Origin of the sequence: Pseudomonas arsenicoxydans (assembly GCF_900103875.1) — a bacterium.
GTDB lineage: Bacteria > Pseudomonadota > Gammaproteobacteria > Pseudomonadales > Pseudomonadaceae > Aquipseudomonas > Aquipseudomonas arsenicoxydans.
In genome coordinates this window covers 5,765,484-5,786,946 of record NZ_LT629705.1, presented here as the reverse complement: position 1 = coordinate 5,786,946, position 21,463 = coordinate 5,765,484, and the positions used below count along the sequence as shown (strand labels likewise).

The 21,463-nt window shown below is 60.1% G+C and carries 23 protein-coding genes; 19 read left to right on the top strand and 4 right to left on the bottom strand.

Annotated elements, in window-relative coordinates:
- Positions 1-286: 286 nt before the first annotated feature.
- The 14 genes from BLQ41_RS27055 to BLQ41_RS26990 all read left to right on the top strand — a co-directional run bounded on the left by BLQ41_RS27055 (position 287) and on the right by BLQ41_RS26990 (position 14,322).
- Positions 287-925: a TetR/AcrR family transcriptional regulator gene (locus BLQ41_RS27055; protein WP_008152317.1), complete on the top strand. Its 639-nt coding sequence runs from the start codon at positions 287-289 to the stop codon at positions 923-925.
- Positions 926-1,063: 138 nt separating this feature from the next.
- Positions 1,064-2,032 (top strand): GTP 3',8-cyclase MoaA, encoded by a 969-nt coding sequence (locus tag BLQ41_RS27050; protein WP_090186745.1) that lies wholly within the window; start codon positions 1,064-1,066, stop codon positions 2,030-2,032.
- Positions 2,033-2,128: 96 nt separating this feature from the next.
- Positions 2,129-2,734, top strand: coding sequence for a DUF4823 domain-containing protein (locus tag BLQ41_RS27045; protein ID WP_090186742.1), 606 nt, complete (start codon positions 2,129-2,131; stop codon positions 2,732-2,734).
- Positions 2,735-2,749: 15 nt separating this feature from the next.
- On the top strand, positions 2,750-3,310 hold the full coding sequence (locus BLQ41_RS27040) for a DUF1285 domain-containing protein (RefSeq protein ID WP_090186739.1): 561 nt from the start codon (positions 2,750-2,752) through the stop codon (positions 3,308-3,310).
- Between the two features lie 136 nt (positions 3,311-3,446).
- Positions 3,447-4,163 carry a FadR/GntR family transcriptional regulator gene (locus tag BLQ41_RS27035; protein ID WP_090186736.1) on the top strand — a complete coding sequence of 239 codons (717 nt, stop codon included), beginning with the start codon at positions 3,447-3,449 and terminating at the stop codon, positions 4,161-4,163.
- A 64-nt stretch (positions 4,164-4,227) separates the two neighbouring features.
- Complete coding sequence (locus BLQ41_RS27030; RefSeq protein WP_090186733.1) at positions 4,228-5,103, top strand: SMP-30/gluconolactonase/LRE family protein; 876 nt, start codon at positions 4,228-4,230, stop codon at positions 5,101-5,103.
- A gap of 196 nt (positions 5,104-5,299) precedes the next feature.
- The gene (locus BLQ41_RS27025) at positions 5,300-6,118 is read left to right on the top strand and encodes an SDR family oxidoreductase (protein ID WP_090186728.1); all 819 of its coding nucleotides are present in this window, start codon (positions 5,300-5,302) and stop codon (positions 6,116-6,118) included.
- Positions 6,119-6,233: 115 nt separating this feature from the next.
- Entirely contained in the window at positions 6,234-7,238 is a 1,005-nt protein-coding gene (locus BLQ41_RS27020; RefSeq protein WP_090186726.1) for a substrate-binding domain-containing protein, read from the top strand.
- A 66-nt stretch (positions 7,239-7,304) separates the two neighbouring features.
- The gene (araG, locus tag BLQ41_RS27015) at positions 7,305-8,849 is read left to right on the top strand and encodes an L-arabinose ABC transporter ATP-binding protein AraG (protein WP_090186723.1); all 1,545 of its coding nucleotides are present in this window, start codon (positions 7,305-7,307) and stop codon (positions 8,847-8,849) included.
- 9 nt (positions 8,850-8,858) lie between these two features.
- Entirely contained in the window at positions 8,859-9,827 is a 969-nt protein-coding gene (gene araH / locus BLQ41_RS27010) for an L-arabinose ABC transporter permease AraH (RefSeq protein WP_090186721.1), read from the top strand.
- A 175-nt stretch (positions 9,828-10,002) separates the two neighbouring features.
- Positions 10,003-10,716 carry a GntR family transcriptional regulator gene (locus BLQ41_RS27005; RefSeq protein WP_090186718.1) on the top strand — a complete coding sequence of 238 codons (714 nt, stop codon included), beginning with the start codon at positions 10,003-10,005 and terminating at the stop codon, positions 10,714-10,716.
- The gene (locus tag BLQ41_RS27000; RefSeq protein ID WP_090186716.1) at positions 10,713-11,711 is read left to right on the top strand and encodes an ADP-ribosylglycohydrolase family protein; all 999 of its coding nucleotides are present in this window, start codon (positions 10,713-10,715) and stop codon (positions 11,709-11,711) included. Before BLQ41_RS27005 ends, BLQ41_RS27000 begins: the two co-directional genes overlap by 4 nt.
- Before the next feature lie 222 nt (positions 11,712-11,933).
- The gene (locus BLQ41_RS26995) at positions 11,934-13,400 is read left to right on the top strand and encodes a purine-cytosine permease family protein (RefSeq protein ID WP_090186712.1); all 1,467 of its coding nucleotides are present in this window, start codon (positions 11,934-11,936) and stop codon (positions 13,398-13,400) included.
- Positions 13,393-14,322: a PfkB family carbohydrate kinase gene (locus BLQ41_RS26990; protein WP_090188860.1), complete on the top strand. Its 930-nt coding sequence runs from the start codon at positions 13,393-13,395 to the stop codon at positions 14,320-14,322. Before BLQ41_RS26995 ends, BLQ41_RS26990 begins: the two co-directional genes overlap by 8 nt.
- 132 nt (positions 14,323-14,454) lie before the next feature.
- On the opposite strand, the gene BLQ41_RS26985 is transcribed toward BLQ41_RS26990, so the two are convergent.
- The 4 genes from BLQ41_RS26985 to BLQ41_RS26970 form a co-directional block, all read right to left on the bottom strand.
- Positions 14,455-14,835 (bottom strand): Rho termination factor N-terminal domain-containing protein, encoded by a 381-nt coding sequence (locus tag BLQ41_RS26985; protein WP_090186710.1) that lies wholly within the window; start codon positions 14,833-14,835, stop codon positions 14,455-14,457.
- Between the two features lie 73 nt (positions 14,836-14,908).
- Entirely contained in the window at positions 14,909-15,163 is a 255-nt protein-coding gene (locus tag BLQ41_RS26980) for a hypothetical protein (RefSeq protein ID WP_090186707.1), read from the bottom strand.
- Between the two features lie 46 nt (positions 15,164-15,209).
- Positions 15,210-15,548: a hypothetical protein gene (locus BLQ41_RS26975; RefSeq protein ID WP_090186703.1), complete on the bottom strand. Its 339-nt coding sequence runs from the start codon at positions 15,546-15,548 to the stop codon at positions 15,210-15,212.
- 113 nt (positions 15,549-15,661) lie between these two features.
- Positions 15,662-16,315 (bottom strand): HD domain-containing protein, encoded by a 654-nt coding sequence (locus BLQ41_RS26970; protein WP_090186702.1) that lies wholly within the window; start codon positions 16,313-16,315, stop codon positions 15,662-15,664.
- Positions 16,316-16,445: 130 nt separating this feature from the next.
- Here BLQ41_RS26970 and BLQ41_RS26965 point away from each other — a divergent pair, with 130 nt between their 5' ends.
- From BLQ41_RS26965 to BLQ41_RS26945, 5 genes are all read left to right on the top strand, one after another.
- Positions 16,446-16,928 carry a GNAT family N-acetyltransferase gene (locus tag BLQ41_RS26965; RefSeq protein WP_090186699.1) on the top strand — a complete coding sequence of 161 codons (483 nt, stop codon included), beginning with the start codon at positions 16,446-16,448 and terminating at the stop codon, positions 16,926-16,928.
- Between the two features lie 179 nt (positions 16,929-17,107).
- A complete protein-coding gene (locus BLQ41_RS26960; protein ID WP_090186696.1) occupies positions 17,108-18,100 on the top strand; it encodes a 2-dehydro-3-deoxygalactonokinase in 993 nt (330 codons plus the stop codon).
- 19 nt (positions 18,101-18,119) lie between these two features.
- The gene (locus BLQ41_RS26955) at positions 18,120-18,740 is read left to right on the top strand and encodes a 2-dehydro-3-deoxy-6-phosphogalactonate aldolase (protein ID WP_090186692.1); all 621 of its coding nucleotides are present in this window, start codon (positions 18,120-18,122) and stop codon (positions 18,738-18,740) included.
- A gap of 63 nt (positions 18,741-18,803) precedes the next feature.
- On the top strand, positions 18,804-19,952 hold the full coding sequence (gene dgoD, locus BLQ41_RS26950) for a galactonate dehydratase (RefSeq protein ID WP_090186690.1): 1,149 nt from the start codon (positions 18,804-18,806) through the stop codon (positions 19,950-19,952).
- A 197-nt stretch (positions 19,953-20,149) separates the two neighbouring features.
- Positions 20,150-21,460, top strand: coding sequence for an MFS transporter (locus BLQ41_RS26945; RefSeq protein ID WP_090186687.1), 1,311 nt, complete (start codon positions 20,150-20,152; stop codon positions 21,458-21,460).
- Positions 21,461-21,463 lie beyond the last annotated feature (3 nt).

Here is a 21,463-nt window from a genome sequence, read left to right as displayed (position 1 = left end):
GAGTAAAACAAAGGCACGCGGTCCGTTGGTACCTATATCGGCGCGACACTTGGGGGAGATGCCCCGCCGACAGTTGAAGTATTGATCAGTATTGCGCCGAGTCCAGTTTACCAGCCCTGATTTTTAAACAATTTTGGAATACGGGCGCTTCAGAAGAGTTCTCATCAATGGGCAACCCTGTCTGAAATCATCAAGAAACATAGATATGGTCGGATGATCCGTGCATTTTTGCGTAATTTAGGCATAATACGCGGCTTCAAATTTTGACCCCTACAGACCTTTTCTTATGCATAAAGAACCTCGTAAGGTCCGTGAGTTTCGTCGCCGCGAGCAAGAAATTCTCGATACCGCGCTCAAGCTGTTCCTCGACCAGGGTGAAGACAGTGTCACCGTCGAGATGATTGCTGATGCCGTCGGTATCGGTAAAGGCACGATCTACAAGCACTTCAAATCCAAGGCCGAGATCTACCTGCGCCTGATGCTCGACTACGAGCGTGATTTGAACGAGCTGTTGCATTCGGCCGATGTCGACAAGGACAAGGAAGCCCTGTCCCGGGCCTACTTCGAATTCCGCATGCGCGACCCGCAACGCTATCGCTTGTTCGATCGCCTGGAAGAGAAGGTGGTCAAGGGCAATCAGGTGCCTGAGATGGTCGAGGAGCTGCACAAGATCCGTGCCTCGAACTTTGAACGCCTGACATTGCTGATCAAGGGCCGGATCAGCGAAGGCAAGCTCGAAGACGTGCCGCCATACTTCCATTACTGCGCGTCCTGGGCGCTGGTGCACGGCGCTGTTGCGCTGTATCACTCGCCGTTCTGGAGCAATGTGCTGGAAGATCAGGAGGGCTTTTTCCAGTTCCTGATGGACATTGGCGTGCGCATGGGCAACAAACGCAAGCGCGATACCGACACCCCAAGCAGCTGAACCATTCAGTGGCCTTATTGCGCCATGTTTTTGCTACATGGCGCAGTACCTCAGGAATATACTCAGGCATAGGACTTGCTAAAACTTGATTTGTGAGTCAAGTTTTGTGCGTTCAAATTCCTTTTGCCGGAGTGATCCATGATCGTTGACCGTCAAGGCAGGCGTTTTCGCAATTTGCGGATCAGTCTGACTTCAGCCTGCAATTACGCGTGTACCTACTGCGTGCCCAACGGCAAGCGTCTGGTGGCTGCGCAGGATGAATTGTCGGCCGAGGCCATGGCGCGCGGCGTGGCATACCTGATCGAAGCCGCCGGCATCGAGCGTTTGCGCATCACCGGCGGCGAGCCGCTGGTCAGTCCAAAGCTCGAAGCCTTCATGACGGCTGTCGGCAAAATGGGCCTGGAAGACATCAGCCTGACCACCAATGGTCAGCTGCTGGCGAAAAAGCTGCCCTTGCTGGTAGACGCCGGCATCCGCCGCATCAACGTTTCACTCGATACCCTGGATGCCAGTGCTTTTCGCAGCATTGCCCGTGGCGGCGATCTGGCGACGGTGCTCGACGGTATGGATCAGGCCAAGGCCGCCGGCCTGAAGATCAAGGTCAACATGGTGCCGTTGCGTGGCCAAAACCTCGATCAGGTCATGCCGTTGCTCGATTACTGTCTCGAGCAGGGCTATGAGCTGCGCTTCATCGAACTGATGCGCATGGGTCACCTGGCCAGCGATAACAACGCCTTCCTGCAACAGTTCGTCAGCCTTCAGCAATTGCTGAGCCTGATTGGCGAGCGCTACGAATACCTGCAAGCCGACGCCCCCGTGGACGCCACTGCCGTGCGTTACGAAATTCCAGGGCTTGGGCACTTCGGCGTCATCGCCAACGAAAGCGTTCCCTTCTGCCGCACCTGCTCACGGCTGCGCCTGTCGTCCACCGGCTGGTTGCACGGTTGCCTGTCGTCGAGCAACCGTCACTATGTCGGAGACCTGCTGGACAAGCCGCGTCATCAGGCATTGCCGGCCTTGCAGCGTCTTCTGGTCAAAGCCTTGGGCGACAAACAGGAAGTGGCGTTCTCCGGCGGCGCGACCATCATGAAGATCATTGGCGGCTGATCCGTTCTGTCAGGCACCCGATACGCTTGAGCTGGCGCGGAAGCTGCATCCCATGGCCATTCGCCGGTTTTCCGTCACCGGCCTCTGGAGGGTAGGATGCGTAGCCTGGTTTTGCTGCTGGCCGTTTTGGCGCTTGGTGGCTGCATGAATGTCAGCGATATGGCTGAAGGGACTCGCTACCACATGAGCGATGCGGGGCTGCTGGATCACAGCGACAATCACCGGGCCAATAACCTGCGCATTCAGCCGGATTCGTTCATCTACATCGCCCAGGGCGCTTTTGCGCCGCCAGGCAGTGCCTACCCACGGCCCAACGTGGTCGCTGAAGAAGCCTTCAATGGCTTTATCGAATACTTCCCGATGGTGCGCCGTGCCCGTGCCCCCGAAGGGCTGGACCAGGCCATGGGCGAAGCCCGTGCCGCCGGTGCCCATTATCTGCTCTACACCCGATTCGCCAAGGCCGACGACCGGATCGGCAACTCGGATGAGTGGCTCGATCAGGAATACGTGGATCGCCTGGGCATCGACAGCGGGGTGATTCAGATCATGTTGATCGAGACCAGCACCCAGTATTTGATTGATACTGCACGCATCAAGAGTCGTGGCGGTTTACTGACGTTCCACGACAACAAGCCAGAAGATCTGATTGGTCCGCCGCTAGCGCAATACGCGCGCAGCCTGATCGGGCTCAGCGACCAATAATTCAAGGAGAACGCCATGAGTGGCCCGCAAAAAGCCAACGACTTGTTGGGGCAAATCCCCAAAACCAAAGGCTTGCCGCCGGTTCACCTATGGAATCCTGACTTTTGCGGCGACATCGACATGCGCATTGCGCGCGACGGCACCTGGTACTACCTGGGTACGCCGATCGGGCGCAAGCCGATGGTCAAGCTGTTCTCCACCATCATTCGTCGCGACGGCGATGATTACTTTCTGATCACCCCGGTCGAGAAGGTGGGCATCAAGGTTGATGACGCGCCGTTTGTGGCGATTGCCCTGGAAGTGGAGGGCGAGGGCGAAGCCCAGGTCCTGCGCTTCACCACCAACGTCGACGAGGTTGCCGAGGCTGGCGCCGAACACCCGATCCGTGTGGTCATCGATCCGGTCACCCAAGAACCTGCGCCGTACGTGCATGTGCGCACCAACCTCGAAGCGCTGATCCACCGCAATGTGTTCTATCAACTGGTGGAGCTGGCGGTGAGTCGCGACATCAACGGACAACGTTGGCTCGGGGTATGGAGCAGCGGCGAATTCTTCCCGATTGGCCTCGAACCGTAATCGGTAATGTGGGAGCGTCGCTCCCACTTTGATTTTCGCGTGCTTATTCAAAAATCAAATTGACACCCAATCGTATGATGATTAGCGTGGACTCCCATCGCGAACGGCTTTGTGCCGTTCCTGCATCGAGGTGCCCATGTCCAGCAGTTTTCATGCGTCGACCGTCGATTGGCTGGGTTGCTGGATAGCCGCCGGCCAGGTCAAACCCGGTGAAACCATCAAGGTCGAAGCCGACCTCGGCGAACAACTCGGTGTCAGCCGCACGGTCATCCGCGAAGCCATCAAAACCCTGGTCGCCAAAGGCATGCTCGAAGTCGGGCCGAAGGTTGGCACGCGGGTGTTGCCGGTGCGGCGCTGGAATCTCTTTGATCCGCAAGTCGTGGGCTGGCTGTCACGCAGCGGCTTACCGGAAAACTTCGTCGATGACTTGCTCGACCTGCGCCGCACCATCGAACCGATGGCGGTGCGCTGGGCCTGCGAACGGGCGACTGCCGAACAGGTGCAAGCTGTGCTTCAGGCCTATAACGCGTTGGAGCGAGCCGTCGACAGCGGCATCGATTACAACCGCGCCGACCAGTTCTTCCACGAATGCATCCTCGCTGCCAGCCACAATCAATTCATCGAGCAAATGGTCCCGGCCCTCGGTGCGCTCCTGGCCGTGTCGTTTGAAGTGTCGGCCGCCGACCCGGACGAACTGAGACGCACGCTGCCCATTCACAAAGACATGGCCGACGCCATTGCCGCCCGGGATTCGGCGCGTGGAGTCTGGGCGTGCATGACGCTGATCGATAACGCCGACCTGGCGATCAAACGTTTCTACCCGAAAGTCATGGCCGACAAAAAAGCCAGCTGACAACAACGAACCTTGTGCGAGCGAGCCTGTTCACTCCCACCTAACGCACATAGCAGGAGGCTTCATGATGTGGAATGCGGTTACCGGACACCGTGCGCAGCTGGGCGAAGCCCCGTTCTGGGATGCGCCGACCCAAGCGTTGTACTGGGTCGACATCGCCGGTCAGCAGGCGCTAAGGCTGATCGGTGCCAACGTGCAGATCTGGCAGATGCCGGAGCACGTGTCCGCGTTCATTCCCTGCGAAAGCGGCGATGCGCTGGTGACTTTGAGCAGCGGAGTCTATCGACTCGATCTGGATTCGCCGGGCCTTGAGCCGCGCCTGACCTTGTTCTGCGTCGCCGATCCACAACCCGGCAATCGTGCCAACGAAGCCCGCTGCGATGCACTGGGTCGGCTCTGGCTCGGCACCATGCAAAACAATATAGGCGAGCAGGGCGAAGACCTGCCGATCGAGCGGCGCAGCGGTGGCCTGTTTCGCATTGACCGCGATGCCCGGGTCACGCCGCTGCTGCGAGGGTTGGGCATTCCCAACACGTTGCTGTGGAGCGATGACGCAACGACGCTGTATTTCGGCGACAGCCTCGACGGCACGTTGTACCAGCATTTCATTCATACCGACGGCAACCTGGACACCGCGTACGTCTGGTTTGGCCCCCATGCGCGTGGCGGCCCGGATGGTTCGGCGATGGATGCCGAGGGTTTCATCTGGAATGCCCGCTGGGACGGTAGTTGCCTGCTCAGGCTGACCCCGAGCGGGCATGTCGACCGTGTGATCGAGCTGCCGGTCAGCCGCCCGACCAGTTGCGTGTTCGGCGGCGACGACCTGAAAACCCTGTACATCACCAGCGCCGCCAGCCCGTTGAACCATCCGCTGGATGGCGCGTTGCTGTCGATCCGCGTCGATGTGGCCGGGAAACCCTGTACCCGATTTGCTGGATAGATCCCAGAATATGGGATGTAAAATTATATATTGAGATTATTTGGCGGTCGGGTTTATAGTCGGCCATCAGTTACACGCACTCACACTTAAAAAAACAAAACAGGTGAAGTGATGCAGCGATTTTCCAAACAGCCTTATGGCCGGTCATCGACAGATGCCCGGTTTTTGTCGTGTCTGCAAAAAGGGGCGGTGAGCCATGGCTGAACCTCTCTCCTTGCCGCCGGCGCCAGAGCCGCCCAAGGGCGAGCGCCTGAAAAACAAGGTCGTGTTGCTGACAGGCGCGGCGCAAGGCATTGGCGAGGCCATCGTTGCCACTTTCGCGTCGCAACAGGCCAAGCTGGTGATCAGCGATATTCAGGCTGAAAAAGTCGAGAAAGTCGCAGCGCATTGGCGTGAGCAAGGCGCGGATGTGGTCGCCCTCAAAACCGACGTCGCACGCCAGCAAGACCTGCATGCCATGGCCCGGCTGGCGATCGCACTTCATGGCCGGATCGATGTGCTGGTCAATTGCGCTGGGGTCAACGTGTTCCGCGATCCACTGGAAATGACCGAAGAGGACTGGCATCGCTGCTTCGCCATCGACCTCGACGGCGCCTGGTACGGCTGCAAAGCGGTGCTGCCGCAAATGATCGAGCAGGGTATCGGCAGCATCATCAACATTGCCTCGACGCACTCCAGTCACATCATTCCGGGCTGCTTTCCCTACCCGGTCGCCAAGCACGGTTTGCTCGGCCTGACCCGCGCCCTGGGCATCGAATATGCGCCCAAGGGCATTCGCGTCAACGCGATTGCGCCGGGCTACATCGAAACCCAGTTGAACGTCGATTACTGGAACGGCTTTGCCGACCCTCACGCCGAACGTCAACGGGCCTTCGACCTGCATCCGCCGCGCCGCATCGGGCAGCCGATGGAAGTGGCGATGACCGCCGTGTTCCTGGCCAGCGATGAAGCGCCGTTCATCAACGCCTCGTGCATCACCATCGATGGTGGGCGTTCGGTGATGTACCACGACTGAATACAACAGGTTTCAGGCGCGGAACTCCGTCTGAAATCCAATCATCATACGATATGACTATTTGCTGTACCGGCTTTCAAATAACGCCTCAAAAAAAATAACAAGGAGTCAGCTTATGAATCGTCGTCGTGGGATCCGTTCCCTGTGCTGTGCCGCTTTGGCGGTCACTGCGGTCAGCTTGAGCAGTACGTTGCTGGCGGCAGAAGAAGTGAAAATCGGTTTCCTGGTCAAGCAAGCGGAGGAGCCCTGGTTTCAGACCGAATGGGCGTTCGCCGAAAAGGCCGGGAAAGACAAAGGTTTCACCGTCATCAAGATCGCCGTGCCTGACGGCGAGAAAACCCTCTCGGCCATCGACAGCCTGGCCGCCAACGGCGCGAAAGGTTTTGTGATTTGCCCGCCAGACGTCGGCCTCGGCCCGGCTATCGTGGCCAAGGCCAAGGCCAATGGTTTGAAGGTGATCGCGGTCGATGACCGTTTTGTCGATGCCAGCGGCAAGTTCATGGAAGACGTGCCTTATCTCGGCATGGCCGCGTTTGAGGTCGGCGAGAAACAAGGCAGCGCCATGGCCACTGAAGCGAAAAAACGCGGCTGGGACTGGAAAGAAACCTACGCAGTCATTAACACCTTCAACGAACTCGACACTGGCAAGAAACGCACCGACGGTTCCGCCAAGGCACTGCAAGACGCCGGTTTTCCAAAAGACCACATCCTCTTCACCGCACAGAAAACCCTCGACGTGCCGGGCAGCATGGACGCCACCAACTCGGCGCTGGTGAAACTGCCGAGCGGGGCGAAAAACCTGATCATCGGCGGTATGAACGACAACACCGTGCTGGGCGGCGTGCGCGCCACCGAAAGCGCCGGCTTTACAGCTGCCAACGTGATCGGCATCGGCATCAACGGCACCGACGCCATCGGCGAATTGAAGAAAGCCAACAGCGGCTTTTTCGGTTCGATGCTGCCAAGCCCGCATATCGAAGGCTACAACACGGCCAACATGATGTTCGAGTGGGTCACCACCGGCAAAGAGCCGCCGAAATACACCGCGATGGACGACGTGACACTGATCACTCGCGAAAACTTCAAGCAGGAACTGGAAAAGATCGGCCTGTGGAACTGAGGCTCGGTTGATTTCATCGGCGGCCTTGGTCACAGGGCTGCCTGATCTGTGTGATGAGGTGGTTTTATGCACGCGCAAGTACAGACACACGAGCATAGCGTCGGCGGCAGCCTGCGTTTCAACGGAATCGGCAAGACCTTTCCCGGAGTGAAGGCGCTGGACGGCATCAGCTTCGTTGCCCATCCGGGCCAGGTTCACGCCCTGATGGGCGAGAACGGCGCCGGTAAATCCACGCTGTTGAAAATCCTCGGCGGTGCCTACACGCCAAGCAGCGGCGACCTGCAGATCGGCGAACAGACGATGGCCTTCAAGTCCACTGCCGACAGCATTGGCAGCGGCGTCGCGGTAATCCATCAGGAGCTGCACCTGGTCCCGGAAATGAGCGTGGCGGAGAACCTTTTCCTGGGGCACTTGCCGGCCAGTTTCGGCCTGATCAATCGCGGCGCCCTGCGCCAGCAAGCACTGGCCTGCCTCAAGGGCCTGGCCGATGAAATCGATCCGCAAGAGAAAGTCGGGCGCCTGTCCCTGGGCCAGCGGCAGTTGGTGGAAATCGCCAAGGCGTTGTCCCGCGGTGCGCATGTCATTGCATTCGACGAACCCACCAGCAGCCTGTCGGCGCGCGAGATCGATCGCTTGATGGCGATCATCGGACGCCTGCGCGACGAAGGCAAAGTGGTGCTCTACGTTTCCCATCGCATGGAAGAAGTGTTCCGCATCTGCAACGCGGTGACGGTGTTCAAGGACGGTCGCTACGTGCGCACGTTCGAGAACATGAGCGAACTGACCCACGATCAGCTGGTGACGTGCATGGTCGGTCGCGACATCCAGGACATCTACGATTACCGCAGCCGCCAGCGCGGCGCGGTGGCGCTCAAGGTTGACGGTTTGCTCGGGCCGGGGTTGCGCGAACCGGTGAGTTTCGAGGTACACAAGGGCGAGATTCTCGGGCTGTTCGGCCTGGTCGGCGCGGGGCGCACCGAGTTGTTCCGGATGCTCAGCGGGCTGACGCGCAATACCGCTGGACGCCTGGAGCTTCGCGGTCATGAAGTGAAACTGCGTTCACCCCGCGATGCTATCGCGGCCGGCATTCTGCTGTGCCCCGAGGACCGCAAGAAGGAGGGCATCCTGCCGCTTGCCAGCGTCGCCGAGAACATCAACATCAGTGCTCGCGGTGCGCATTCCACCTTCGGCTGCCTGTTGCGCGGCCTGTGGGAAAAGGGCAACGCCGACAAGCAGATCACTGCACTGAAAGTAAAGACGCCGAACGCGGCGCAGAAAATCATGTACCTGTCCGGCGGCAATCAGCAGAAAGCCATTCTCGGTCGCTGGCTGTCGATGCCGATGAAAGTCCTGCTGCTGGACGAGCCCACTCGCGGCATCGACATCGGTGCCAAGGCCGAGATTTACCAGATCATCCATAACCTGGCCGCCAGCGGCATCGCGGTGATCGTGGTGTCCAGCGACCTGATGGAAGTGATGGGGATTTCCGACCGCATCCTGGTGCTCTGCGAAGGCGCGATGCGCGGCGAGCTGTCTCGTGCAGAGGCCAATGAATCCAACCTGCTGCAACTGGCTTTGCCGCGCCAACGCGCTGACGGCGTGGCGAACTGAGAGGTGACTATGACAATCCAAAACAACGCTTTGCCTACCCAGCGAAAACCTCTGGACCTGCGGCGCTTTCTCGATGACTGGGTGATGCTGCTGGCAGCGGTCGGGATCTTCGTCGCCTGTACTTTGCTGATCGACAACTTCCTCTCGCCGCTGAACATGCGCGGTCTGGGCCTGGCGATTTCGACCACCGGGATCGCGGCCTGCACCATGTTGTATTGCCTAGCGTCCGGGCATTTCGACTTGTCGGTGGGCTCGGTGATTGCCTGTGCCGGCGTGGTCGCGGCGGTGGTCATGCGTGACACCGACAGTGTGTTCCTCGGTGTGAGCGCGGCGCTGTTGATGGGCCTGATTGTCGGTCTGATCAACGGGATCGTGATCGCCAAGCTGCGGGTCAACGCGTTGATTACCACGCTGGCGACCATGCAGATCGTACGGGGGCTGGCTTACATTTTTGCCAACGGCAAAGCGGTGGGCGTGTCCCAGGAATCGTTCTTCGTCTTTGGTAACGGCCAGTTGTTTGGCGTGCCCGTGCCGATCCTGATCACCATCGTGTGCTTCCTGTTTTTCGGCTGGTTGCTCAACTACACCACCTACGGCCGCAACACCATGGCCATCGGCGGCAACCAGGAAGCGGCGTTGCTGGCCGGGGTCAACGTTGACCGTACCAAGATCATTATCTTTGCCGTGCACGGCTTGATTGGTGCGTTGGCCGGGGTAATCCTGGCGTCGCGCATGACGTCCGGTCAGCCAATGATCGGCCAGGGTTTCGAACTGACGGTGATCTCTGCTTGCGTGTTGGGCGGGGTGTCGCTGAGCGGCGGGATCGGCATGATCCGGCATGTGATTGCCGGGGTGTTGATTCTGGCGATTATTGAGAATGCGATGAACCTGAAGAACATCGATACGTTCTATCAGTACGTGATTCGCGGTTCGATCCTGCTGCTGGCCGTCGTGATCGATCGCCTCAAACAACGCTGAGATTTGCGCCGATCCTACTGGCGCCATCGCGGGCAAGCCCGCTCCCACAGGATTTATACATGACTTGTGGGAGCGGGCTTGCCCGCGATTGACCGCGCAGCGGTCGCTCCTCCTTCCGTCATTTCCCTTAAATTTTCCTTGCTCGCCTGACCCCGTTTCGGTTATCAATTTGTACATGATTAGACAGGTACGATTTGACAAGAAACAACGGGTGGTCGACGAACTCATTCGGCGCATCGAAAGTGGCCTCATGGAGGACGGCTTTCTGTTGCCGGGCGAGCATCAATTGGCTCAAGAATTCAAAGTCAGCCGCGGCACGCTGCGCGAAGCCCTGGCCGAACTGAAAAGGCGCAAATACATCGCCACGCAAAGCGGAGTCGGTTCCATTGTCACCTTCGACGGTGTGGTACTCGACCAACGCAGCGGTTGGGCCCAGGCGCTGGCCGACAGCGGAGCGCTGATCAATACCGAAGTGCTGCGGCTGGAGGCGGTGACGCGTCCTGACCTGCTGCCGCGCTTTGGCACCGACCAATTCATTACCCTCGACCGACGCCGCCGTTCCACCGACGGCAAACTGGTTTCCCTCGAACGCTCATTGATGCCCGCCACCGGAGGCCTGGAAAGCCTGCCGCGTGTCGGCCTGATCGACAATTCCCTGACCATCACCCTGGCCGCTTACGGCTACATCGGCGAGCGCGGCGATCAATGGATCGGCGCCGAGCCATTGAACGCCGAAGACGCCGAGTTGCTCGGACGTCCCGAAGGCACCGTCTTTCTCAAAGCCTTGCGCACCACGTACGACCGGCAAAACCGCTTCATGGAGCAGGTTGAAAGCCTGCTCGACCCGGTGCATTTTCGTCTGCACCTGCAATTCGGAGAGTCGAGATGACCGCGCTCACCCGTGCACTTGGCGCGTTCTACGGACTCGCCCTGGGTGACGCACTGGGCATGCCGACTCAATCCCTGAGCCGCGCCGAAATCAAGGCGCGCTTCGGCGCAATCACCGACCTGCAAGACGCTGGCCCCGATCAACCGATCGCTGCCAACCTGCCAAAAGGCTCGATTACCGACGACACCGAGCAGGCGATCCTGGTCGGTCAATTGTTGATTGAAGGCAAGGGCTGGATTGAACCGGCCTTGCTCGCTCAACGACTGATCGAATGGGAAGCCGCGATGCAAGCCAAAGGCTCGCAGGACTTGCTCGGGCCGTCGACCAAGCGCGCGATCGAGATGATCCTCGACGGGTACTCGCCGGAAGAAGCCGGGCGCTACGGCACCACCAATGGCGCGGCGATGCGCATCACGCCGGTGGGGATTGCGGCAGATGTCGCCAACCCTGAACGCTTCATTCGTGCCGTGGTACAAGCCTGCCAGGTCACCCACAACACCACGCTGGGCATTTCCAGTGCAGCGGCGGTGGCGGCGGTGGTCTCTGCCGGAATCAATGGCATGGACTTGGGCGAGGCATTGAACCTCGGCCAGCAAATAGCGCAGCAAGCCGAGGGCCACGGTCACTGGGTGGCTGGCGGAAGGATCGCCTCACGTATCAGTTGGGCACGAAGCATTAGCGTCGACAGTGACAAAGAGTTACTGGCGGATTTGCTGTATGACGTGATCGGCACGTCGGTGGCATCGCAGGAATCGGTGGTAGTCGCATTCGCCTTGGCGCAACACGTGGCCATCGGCGAAATGAATGCCTTCGAAGCGTTGTGCATGGCCGCCAGTTTGGGCGGCGACACCGATACCATCGCGGCGGTTCTTGGTGCGATGCTCGGAGCCTGCCTGGGTCTTGAGAGTTGGCCGGTGGCGATGATCGACACGGTCAAGGCCGTTAACGATCTTCAACTGGAACCATTGGTGCAAGGACTTCTCGCCCTACGTTGACTGGACCGACGCCTTCGCGGGCAAGCCCGCTCCCACAAGGTTATTGTGCAAGCCTCAGGTACATGCCCAACCTGTGGGAGCGGGCTTGCCCGCGATGGCCGCACCGCCATTTAATTTGATAACCCCGCAATGGAACGCACGAATACGGCCAGGACGGCCGGGATGTAGTTTCGTCTTCCGTCATTGCCCACAACCACAACAAAGGCAACAGGAGCATTTCACATGAGTTCATCGAACGCCGGGCCAAGTGCCGGGCAACTGGAAACCCGTGGCATCGAGCCGGTGCCCGAAGCGGAGTGCAACGGTCATCCGCTGCAGCTGTTCTGGGTCTGGTTTGCCGCCAACATTTCCATCCTCGGCCTGCCACTGGGCGCTACGCTGGTGGCGTTTCGCGGCTTGGCGATCTGGCAGGCGATCATTGTCGCGATCCTCGGCGCCGCTGGTTCCTTTGCAGTGGTCGGGATCATTTCCATCGCCGGTCGCCGTGGTCGCGCACCAAGCCTGACGCTGTCGCGAGCGATCTTCGGCGTACGCGGCAATATCGGCCCGACCCTGGTCTCGCTGATGTCGCGCCTGGGTTGGGAAACCGTCAACACCACCACGGCCGCGTTCGTGTTGCTGTCGCTGTGCTCGATCCTGTTCGGCTCACCGGTGGAAGCCAAAAGCGCCCCAGTGCTGACCCTGATCTTCATCGCGATTTTCGTCCTGCTGACCTTGTCGGTGTCCGGCCTCGGTCACGCCACGTTGCTGGTGATTCAGAAGTGGGCCACCTACGTGTTCGGCGCGCTGAACATTCTGGTCGGCGGCTTTCTCTGCGCCACCATCGACTGGAGCGCGGTGTTCAACGCCACGCCTGCACCGTTGAGCGCAATGATCATCGGCGTCGGCACCATGGCAGCGGGCACCGGGATCGGTTGGGCCAACGCCGGTGCCGACATGTCGCGCTATCAGCACCGCAGCGTCAAAGCCGTGCGTCTGGTGGCGTCGGCGGCGTTTGGTGCAGGGATTCCGCTGGTGTTGCTGATCACCCTCGGCGGCTTGCTGTCGGTGGGCAACAATGACCTGGCCTCGGCCACTGACCCTATCATCGCAATCCGCGACATGTTGCCGACCTGGATGGCCGTGCCGTACCTGATCACGGCGTTCGGCGGGCTTCTGCTGTCGAACAACCTGTCGGTGTATTCCGCCGGTTTGACCACGCTGACCCTTGGCCTCAAGGTCAAGCGCGTCTACGCCGTGGTGGTCGACATCGTGGCGATCTTCGCCGGTTCGATCTACTTCATGCTGATTGCCGACAGCTTCTACGGCCCGTTCATTACCTTCATTTCACTGTTGGCGGTGCCGATCACGGCGTGGGTCGGGATCTTTGTGGTCGACCTGATTCACCGTCATTACTACAGCCCCAAAGACCTGCTGGACGTGAGCCCGAGCAGCGCCTACTGGTACAACGGCGGTATCGAATGGCGCGCGTTCGGCGCGTGGGCGCTGGCGATCGTGCTGGGTTTCAGCTTCACCACCATCGGCACCACCGAACAGACTGTCTGGTTCCGGGGCTTCCTGTCGGACTCGTGGCTGGGCCATAACGGCCTCGGCTGGATCGTGACGTTCCTGGTGGCTGGTGGGATTTATTTCGTACTCGGTGGGGCCAAGGATCGTCGTGCCGCAATGACCGAGAATGCTCATGCCTAAGATGTTGCACACCGGCCAGGTCATCATCGACCTGGTCATGGCCGTCGATAAACTGCCTCAACCGGGCGGCGATGTCTTGGCGCAGTCCGCCAGTTTCGAAGCCGGCGGCGGCTTCAACGTGATGGCCGCCGCTCAGCGTAATGGCTTGCCAGTGATCTACCTTGGACGTCACGGCACCGGTCGTTTCGGCGATCTGGCCCGGGAAGCGATGCAGGCCGAAGGCATTCGGATCGGCATCGCGCACAAAGCCGAACGGGACACGGGATTGTGCGTTGCAGTGACCGACGCGTCGGCCGAGCGCAGTTTCATTTCCTATATCGGTGCCGAGGGTGAGCTGACAGCGCAGGATCTGGCTAGCGTGTCGGCCGAGGAGGGCGACTACGTTTACGTCAGCGGCTACAGCCTGTTGCACAGCGGCAAGGCCCAGGCGCTGGTGGATTGGGTGCTGGCATTGCCTCGCACAATCAACGTGGTGTTCGATCCGGGCCCGTTGGTGGAATCGCCGGAGGCGCCATTGATGCAAGCGTTGTTGCCGCGCATTGATCTGTGGACCAGCAACAGTGTCGAAGCGCTGCGGTTCACCGGGGCGATGGACATTGCCGAGGCGCTGGACAGGCTGATCGATCATCTGCCGGCCAATGTGCTGATGGTGGTTCGCGATGGACCGCAAGGGTGCTGGATCAGTCAGCGTGGCGACCGTCAGCATGTGCCGGGTTTCAAGGTCGAGGCGGTGGACAGCAATGGTGCCGGTGATGCGCATGCCGGCGTGTTTATCGCCGGTCTGGCGCAAGGCTTGTCGGCAGGCGAGGCGGCCCGGCGCGCCAATGCGGCAGCGGCGCTGGCGGTGACTCGTTGGGGGCCGGCGACTTCGCCAGGAACTGCTGAAGTGGATGCGTTGATCCGCAAGACTTTCGGCGGCTGACCTACCGCTATCGCGGGCAAGCCCGCTCCCACACTGGATCTGAGTCTAGCCACAAATTGGTGGCCAACCCGGATCCCTGTGGGAGCGGGCTTGCCCGCGAAAGGGCCATCCAATTCAGTAAAAATCCTGGATTTATCCAGCCTTGCGCAACGCCTCGATCAACTCCTGCTTGCGCATGCTCGAGCGCCCCGGAATCCTCTTGGCGCTGGCTTCCTTCCTCAAACTGTCGACGGTCTGAGTGTCCCGCGAAGCCTTGCTATTGCGCGGATGACCTTCGCGACTGGCCACCGCTCGGCGCGATGACTCCTTGCGATCTTCGGACTTGGCACTCGCCGGTTTCTTGCGTCCGGAACCACCTTTGCGCTCGCCGCCACCGGACTGCTTGTTCACCGTCGCCCAGGCGCGAGCTTCGGCTTCATCCTTGGAGATGCCTTTTTTCTCGTAGCTGTCTTCGATGTGTTCTGCCTTGCGTTTCTGCTCGGCGGTGTATTTGTCTTTGCTTCCACGAGGCATGGGATTTCTCCTGCTGCTTGTAGAGTCGGTCAAACAGTCGCCGCCGCGCACGACGGCGACCTGATTCAGAGTGTTAAACGTCCAGCTTGCGCGCCGCTTCCACCCCGGCGGCGCTGAGTTTGATCGGCAGGTTCAGCGAGTGCTCGCCGGCCTCGTTGCACGTCACATGCCCGTGCTGGATCAACCCACGGTCCTGCAAAGTGGCGAGAGTGCTGGCCACGACTTTCTCCCCCCGGTAATTGTCCAGGACCTCCTTGCCCAAGCCACCAGGGTGGGCGTGCAGCAGGCGGGTCAAGACTTCTTTTTCCAGGTTTTTATCGACGTTCATGCTTACCTCTTCATGGATGTGGATAGGTGCAACTCGCATCGGCGAACTATTGGCTGGCACCGCCCTCGGAACCCGAACCACCGGTGGTGGTTTTCGAGCCGATGCCGCTGCCGGCGTTGTCGGGCGTCTGGGTATCGGGCTGATTCATTCCACCTTGACGGCCCGCGTCGTTGCCTTGAGTCCGCGGGTCGGTGCCCGTAGAGGGAGGCAGGCCGCTGTCGACGCCCGTGCCGTTGATGTTCAGGCCGGGCGAGCTTTGAGTCGTCGGGGATTTAGGGCTTTCGACCGGGTCGGTCGGGCCGGTCCCCGAGGTGCTGGTTGCGGCGAAGGCGGCAGAGGACAGCAGCGTGGCGAGTGCGAGGGCAGTCAAGCGGAATGTGATCATGGTTCGTCTCCATTTAATAAGAGTCCTTACCTGATGTTGGTCCGCCCTCGATTTAATTTGGTGCCTTATGAACGACGAACGGTCCAGGCCCCTTGCTGGCCGGAGTATTGGATTCAGACGATGCCGATTTCTTCCTCGAACAACTCCATGAAGCCCTTCAACCGATCATGCCGGATACGCGCCAGGCGCTGGCCGGTGACCGTCTGGAAACCGTCCGCCAGATGCAGGAGCTTGGTCTGAAAGTGATCGAGGCAAAAACGCTTGTCATCGTAGTCCCGCGCCTTCGCTTGCGGGTCTTGCGGATCGTACAGCGCGCTGCCCATGCGTCCGGCGATATAGAACGTGCGCGCGACACCGAGCATACCGAGGGAATCGAGCCGGTCGGCGTCCTGCACGATTTTCGCTTCGAGCGTGAGTGGGGCGATGTTGGCGCTAAAGCTGTGCGCTTCGATGGCGTGGGCCACCGCGTTGATTTTTGCGCTGGGCCAATTCATGTCGGCCAACACGGCAGACGCTTTCTCGGCAGCCAGTCGTGACGCCTGCGAGCGCAACGGCGAGTTCTTCTCCACCGCCACGCAATCATGCAAAAGCACCGCCGCCAGCAACACGTCAAGGTCGCCAGCTTCTTCAGCGTGAAGCGTGCGCACGTTGTGCCACACCCGTTGCAGATGGGACAGATCGTGAGCGCCATCCTCCGAGGGCTCGAGTGCGTGGGGCAGTAGCTGCGCTGCGAGGGTTTGCAGTGGCGCGAAAGCATCAGTGGTCATAAACATCCTGTTAAGTGAAAACGTTTCTGGCTGCGGCACATGCTCCACGGATCAGCTTTGCATTTCCAGTGTGACGAGTCCCTCGCGCCGACTTAGTATGGCGTTTTCAAACTTTGACGAAGGCACGTCCATGACGATCGAGATCCGCCCGGCGACCCCCAGCGATGCACCGCAAATCCTCGGGTTCATCACTGAATTGGCCGACTACGAACGTGCCCGCCACGAAGTCATCGCCAGCGTTGCCGACATCGAGCGCAGCCTGTTCAGCGAAGGCGCCACCGCCCATGGCCTGATCTGCCTGCGCGACGGCTTGCCCATCGGCTTCGCCGTGTTCTTCTTCAGCTACTCGACTTGGCTGGGCAGCAACTGCCTGTACCTCGAAGACCTTTACATCACCCCCGAACAGCGCGGTGGCGGCGCCGGCAAAACCTTGCTGCGCCACCTCGCTAAAATCGCCTGCGCCAATGACTGCGGGCGGTTTGAATGGAGCGTGCTGGACTGGAATAAACCGGCCATCGAATTTTACAAGTCTTTGGGGGCGCAGCCTCAGGAAGAGTGGGTTCGGTATCGGATGGACGGGGCGGTGTTGCGCGAGTTTGCCGAGGGCAACTGACTCCCTGAACGATCGCGGCCTTTGGCAGTTTTTACACCCAGGTGTAGGCGCTGACCAAGGCTGCGATTTTTTTTGCCTTTGTCCCATAATATGGGAGAGATATTTATATATTGAGATTTACCCGCTCTCGGGTTTATAGTCCAGCTCACTCACTGCCAATAAACAAAACAGGTGAAGCGATGCTGGCGCAATTGATCGCGCTCGATTGGGGGACAACCTCATTACGTGCTTACAAACTCGCCGCGGGTGGCCAGGTGCTGGAACAGCGTTCGCTGTCGTCCGGGATCATGCAGCTGCCGCGGACGCCGCGAATCATCAACGGCCAGGAATGCCCCGACGGTTTTGAACTGGCCTTCGATGAGGCTTGCGGTGACTGGCTCGACGCTCAACCCGATTTACCCGTGATCGCCTGCGGCATGGTCGGCAGCGCGCAGGGCTGGCACGAAGCGGCCTACTGCGACACGCCGGCGAACGTCGCCCATCTCGGCAACTCCCTGCAATCGGTTCGCAGTCTTCGCGGTATCGATGTGCACATCGTGCCGGGCGTGATTCAGCGTTCGCGCTTGCCGAATGTGATGCGCGGTGAAGAAACCCAAGTGCTGGGTGTCCTGCAGAATCTGCCGGTCGAGCGAGGCACTGATCTGTTGATCGGCCTGCCGGGCAGTCATTCGAAATGGGTGGAAGTGGCCGACGGTTGCATCGTGCATTTCGACACTTTCATGACCGGCGAGATCTTCGCCGTGCTCAGCGAACACAGCATTCTGGGGCGCACCCAGCAACGCGGCGCGTCCTTTGATGGCGAAGCGTTTGACCGAGGCGTGCAGGTCGCCCTGTCGGCGGACGGCGAGATTGGGCCGTTGTCGACACTCTTCAGTGCGCGCAGCCTCGGCCTGACCGGCGAACTGAGTGCCACTGCGCAACCGGACTATTTATCCGGGCTGCTGATCGGCCATGAGCTGTCAGCGCTGGCCAACGTTCAGCGACGCCGACGCAGCAACGCTACGTTGCCCTCGGTCATCCTTATCGGTAATGCCCAACTCTGTGCCCGCTACCGCCGGGCACTCGACGCCTGCGGTTTTGCCCACGTGACGCTGGCTGAAAATGCCACCGAGCGCGGCTTGTGGCAGTTGGCGGTTGCCGCCGGACTGATCACTCCAACCCCATCCCGTTAAACCTGACTGGAGGTCTGACATGCTCAAGCAAGCACTGGCGCAAAACGGTCTGATCGCGATCCTGCGTGGCCTGCGCCCGCAAGAAGCGGCCGCCATTGGCGAAGTCCTTTACGCCGCCGGATTTCGCGTCATCGAAGTGCCGCTCAATTCCCCCGAGCCGTACGACAGCATTCGCATCCTGCGCAGTACGTTGCCCGCCGATTGCCTGATCGGCGCGGGCACGGTGTTGACGCCGGAGCAGGTCGAGCAAGTGAAAGCGGCGGGCGGCCAAGTGATCGTCATGCCGCACAGCGATCCCAAGGTGCTGCGCGCGGCGAAAGCGGCGGGGCTGTTCCTGTCGCCGGGCGTTGCCACGCCGACCGAAGCCTTTGCCGCACTGGCCGAAGGCGCGGACGTGCTGAAGATGTTTCCGGCCGAGCAAATGGGCCCGGCCGTGGTCAAGGCCTGGCTCGCGGTGCTGCCGGCCGGAACCATTCTGGCGCCGGTCGGCGGGATTACACCGGACAACATGCAGGTGTTTATCGACGCGGGCGTCAAAGGTTTCGGCCTCGGTTCCGGGTTGTTCAAACCGGGCATGACCGCGCAAGAAGTGGCAGTCAACGCCAAGGCGTATGTCGCCGCATGGAACGCTCTGCGTTAAGACTTTTTTGGCGCCGAGCGCGCTGCACCTAATAAGAGCTGCATCTACAAAAAGAGAGCACAGATGAAAATCACCAAACTCACCACCTTCATCGTTCCGCCGCGCTGGTGCTTCCTCAAGATAGAAACCGACGAAGGCGTGACCGGTTGGGGCGAGCCCGTGGTCGAAGGCCGCGCGCACACCGTGGCGGCAGCCGTTGAAGAATTGTCCGACTACCTGATCGGCAAAGACCCACGCAACATCGAAGACATCTGGACCGTGCTGTATCGCGGCGGCTTCTACCGCGGCGGCGCGATCCACATGAGCGCGCTGGCCGGCATCGACCAGGCGTTGTGGGACATTAAGGGCAAGGCCCTGGGGGTATCGGTCAGCGATCTGCTCGGTGGTCAGGTGCGGGACAAGATTCGCGTCTATTCATGGATCGGCGGCGATCGCCCGGCAGACACCGCTCGTGCGGCGAAAGAGGCGGTCGAGCGTGGTTTCACCGCCGTGAAAATGAACGGCACCGAAGAGCTGCAATTCCTCGACTCCTTCGAGAAAGTCGACCTTGCCCTGGCCAACGTTGCTGCCGTGCGTGACGCGGTCGGCCCGAACGTCGGCATCGGCGTGGACTTCCATGGCCGGGTGCACAAGCCTATGGCCAAGGTGCTGATGAAGGAACTCGACCCGTACAAATTGATGTTCATCGAAGAGCCGGTGCTCAGCGAAAACTACGAAGCGCTGAAGGAACTGGCGCCGCTGACCAGTACCCCGATTGCCCTCGGCGAGCGCTTGTTCTCGCGCTGGGATTTCAAGCGTGTGCTCAGCGAAGGTTACGTCGACATCATCCAGCCGGACGCATCGCACGCCGGTGGCATCACCGAAACCCGCAAGATTGCCAACATGGCCGAAGCCTACGACGTGGCATTGGCGCTGCATTGCCCACTGGGCCCGATCGCGCTGGCGGCGTGCCTGCAACTGGATGCGGTTTGTTACAACGCGTTCATCCAGGAGCAGAGCCTGGGCATTCACTACAACGAGAGCAACGACCTGTTGGATTACGTCAAGGATCCGCGGGTGTTCGACTATGACAAAGGCTTCGTGAAGATCCCGAATGGCCCGGGCCTGGGCATCGAGATCAACGAAGAGTACGTGATCGAACGTGCGGCGGTCGGCCACCGCTGGCGCAACCCGATCTGGCGTCATGCCGACGGTAGCTTCGCCGAGTGGTGAGTTCCTTCTAACCCACCGCAACCCCCTGTGGGAGCCAGCCTGCTGGCGATTTGGTTGGCACATCCAGCATGCATGTTGCCTGACACACCGCTATCGCCAGCAGGCTGGCTCCCACCGTTTGATCTCCATGGACAGGAGATTTTCGGCAACAACCGATTTCAATTCGACCTCAATAAACATAAGAAGAGGCATCCCTCATGCAACCGCAAACCCTCACCGGGCAGGCGTCGTTGGTGACGCCCAGTCGCAAGCGTTTTTTCATCATGGTCCTGCTGTTCATCACCGTGGTGATCAACTACCTGGACCGCAGCAACCTGTCCATCGCCGCCCCGGCACTGACCAGCGAACTGGGGATCGACCCGATCCATGTCGGGCTGATTTTCTCGGCGTTCGGCTGGACCTACGCCGCCATGCAGATTCCCGGTGGCTGGCTGGTCGACCGGGTGCCGCCGCGCATTCTCTACAGCGTTGCCTTGCTGCTGTGGTCGGTCGCCACGGTCATGCTCGGTTTCGCCGCCAGCTTCATTGCGCTGTTCGTATTGCGCATGGCGGTCGGTGCCCTGGAAGCGCCGGCGTATCCGATCAACAGCCGCGTGGTCACCACCTGGTTCCCCGAGCGCGAACGCGCCACGGCCATCGGTTTCTACACCTCCGGGCAATTCGTCGGTCTGGCGTTCCTGACGCCGGTGCTCGCCTGGCTGCAGCATGAATTTGGCTGGCACATGGTGTTCGTCAGCACAGGTGTAGTCGGCATTCTCTGGGCGGTGATCTGGTACGCGGTGTATCGCGAGCCACGGGATTTCAAAGGCGCCAACGACGCCGAAATCGACCTGATCCGCGAAGGCGGCGGGCTGGTGGATATCCAGGCCGAGCAAGCCAAGGTCAAGGCCAAATTCAGCTGGACCGACCTGCGCGTCGTGCTGACCAAACGCAAGTTGTGGGGCATCTACCTGGGGCAGTTCTGTCTCAATTCGACACTGTGGTTTTTCCTGACATGGTTCCCGACCTACCTGGTGAAATACCGCGGCATGGACTTCATCAAGTCCGGACTGTTGGCGTCGCTACCGTTTCTCGCGGCCTTTGTCGGCGTGTTGTGCTCCGGTTTCTTCTCCGACTTTCTGATCCGTCGCGGCTACACCGTGGGGTTCGCCCGCAAATTGCCTATCATTGGCGGACTGTTGATTTCCACCTCGATCATCGGCGCCAATTTCGTCGAGTCGACGCCACTGGTGATTGCCTTCCTCGCGTTGGCGTTCTTCGGTAACGGCCTGGCCTCGATCACCTGGTCGCTGGTTTCCACGCTGGCCCCGGCGCGCTTGCTCGGATTGACCGGCGGGGTGTTCAATTTCATCGGCAACCTGGCGGCGATTACCACGCCGATTGTCATCGGTTTCCTCGCTACCGGTGATTCGTTCGCTCCGGCGATCACCTACATCTCGGTTCTGGCGTTGATTGGCGCGCTTTCCTACATCTTGCTGGTCGGCAAAGTCGAGCGTATCAAGTTGTAGTGA

Bases quoted from the DNA above. Each gene is read 5' to 3' on its own strand.
- BLQ41_RS27025 (WP_090186728.1), top strand. From the start codon at position 5,300: ATGGCTGAACCTCTCTCCTTGCCGCCGGCGCCAGAGCCGCCCAAGGGC.
- BLQ41_RS27030 (WP_090186733.1), top strand. From the start codon at position 4,228: ATGATGTGGAATGCGGTTACCGGACACCGTGCGCAGCTGGGCGAAGCC.
- BLQ41_RS27035 (WP_090186736.1), top strand. From the start codon at position 3,447: ATGTCCAGCAGTTTTCATGCGTCGACCGTCGATTGGCTGGGTTGCTGG.
- BLQ41_RS27000 (WP_090186716.1), top strand. From the start codon at position 10,713: ATGACCGCGCTCACCCGTGCACTTGGCGCGTTCTACGGACTCGCCCTG.
- BLQ41_RS27045 (WP_090186742.1), top strand. From the start codon at position 2,129: ATGCGTAGCCTGGTTTTGCTGCTGGCCGTTTTGGCGCTTGGTGGCTGC.
- BLQ41_RS26955 (WP_090186692.1), top strand. From the start codon at position 18,120: ATGCTCAAGCAAGCACTGGCGCAAAACGGTCTGATCGCGATCCTGCGT.
- BLQ41_RS26980 (WP_090186707.1), bottom strand. From the start codon at position 15,163: ATGAACGTCGATAAAAACCTGGAAAAAGAAGTCTTGACCCGCCTGCTG.
- BLQ41_RS27050 (WP_090186745.1), top strand. From the start codon at position 1,064: ATGATCGTTGACCGTCAAGGCAGGCGTTTTCGCAATTTGCGGATCAGT.
- BLQ41_RS26985 (WP_090186710.1), bottom strand. From the start codon at position 14,835: ATGCCTCGTGGAAGCAAAGACAAATACACCGCCGAGCAGAAACGCAAG.
- BLQ41_RS27040 (WP_090186739.1), top strand. From the start codon at position 2,750: ATGAGTGGCCCGCAAAAAGCCAACGACTTGTTGGGGCAAATCCCCAAA.
- BLQ41_RS26975 (WP_090186703.1), bottom strand. From the start codon at position 15,548: ATGATCACATTCCGCTTGACTGCCCTCGCACTCGCCACGCTGCTGTCC.
- BLQ41_RS26945 (WP_090186687.1), top strand. From the start codon at position 20,150: ATGCAACCGCAAACCCTCACCGGGCAGGCGTCGTTGGTGACGCCCAGT.
- araH (WP_090186721.1), top strand. From the start codon at position 8,859: ATGACAATCCAAAACAACGCTTTGCCTACCCAGCGAAAACCTCTGGAC.
- BLQ41_RS27005 (WP_090186718.1), top strand. From the start codon at position 10,003: ATGATTAGACAGGTACGATTTGACAAGAAACAACGGGTGGTCGACGAA.
- BLQ41_RS26960 (WP_090186696.1), top strand. From the start codon at position 17,108: ATGCTGGCGCAATTGATCGCGCTCGATTGGGGGACAACCTCATTACGT.
- BLQ41_RS27020 (WP_090186726.1), top strand. From the start codon at position 6,234: ATGAATCGTCGTCGTGGGATCCGTTCCCTGTGCTGTGCCGCTTTGGCG.
- BLQ41_RS27055 (WP_008152317.1), top strand. From the start codon at position 287: ATGCATAAAGAACCTCGTAAGGTCCGTGAGTTTCGTCGCCGCGAGCAA.
- BLQ41_RS26970 (WP_090186702.1), bottom strand. From the start codon at position 16,315: ATGACCACTGATGCTTTCGCGCCACTGCAAACCCTCGCAGCGCAGCTA.
- BLQ41_RS26965 (WP_090186699.1), top strand. From the start codon at position 16,446: ATGACGATCGAGATCCGCCCGGCGACCCCCAGCGATGCACCGCAAATC.
- araG (WP_090186723.1), top strand. From the start codon at position 7,305: ATGCACGCGCAAGTACAGACACACGAGCATAGCGTCGGCGGCAGCCTG.
- dgoD (WP_090186690.1), top strand. From the start codon at position 18,804: ATGAAAATCACCAAACTCACCACCTTCATCGTTCCGCCGCGCTGGTGC.
- BLQ41_RS26995 (WP_090186712.1), top strand. From the start codon at position 11,934: ATGAGTTCATCGAACGCCGGGCCAAGTGCCGGGCAACTGGAAACCCGT.
- BLQ41_RS26990 (WP_090188860.1), top strand. From the start codon at position 13,393: ATGCCTAAGATGTTGCACACCGGCCAGGTCATCATCGACCTGGTCATG.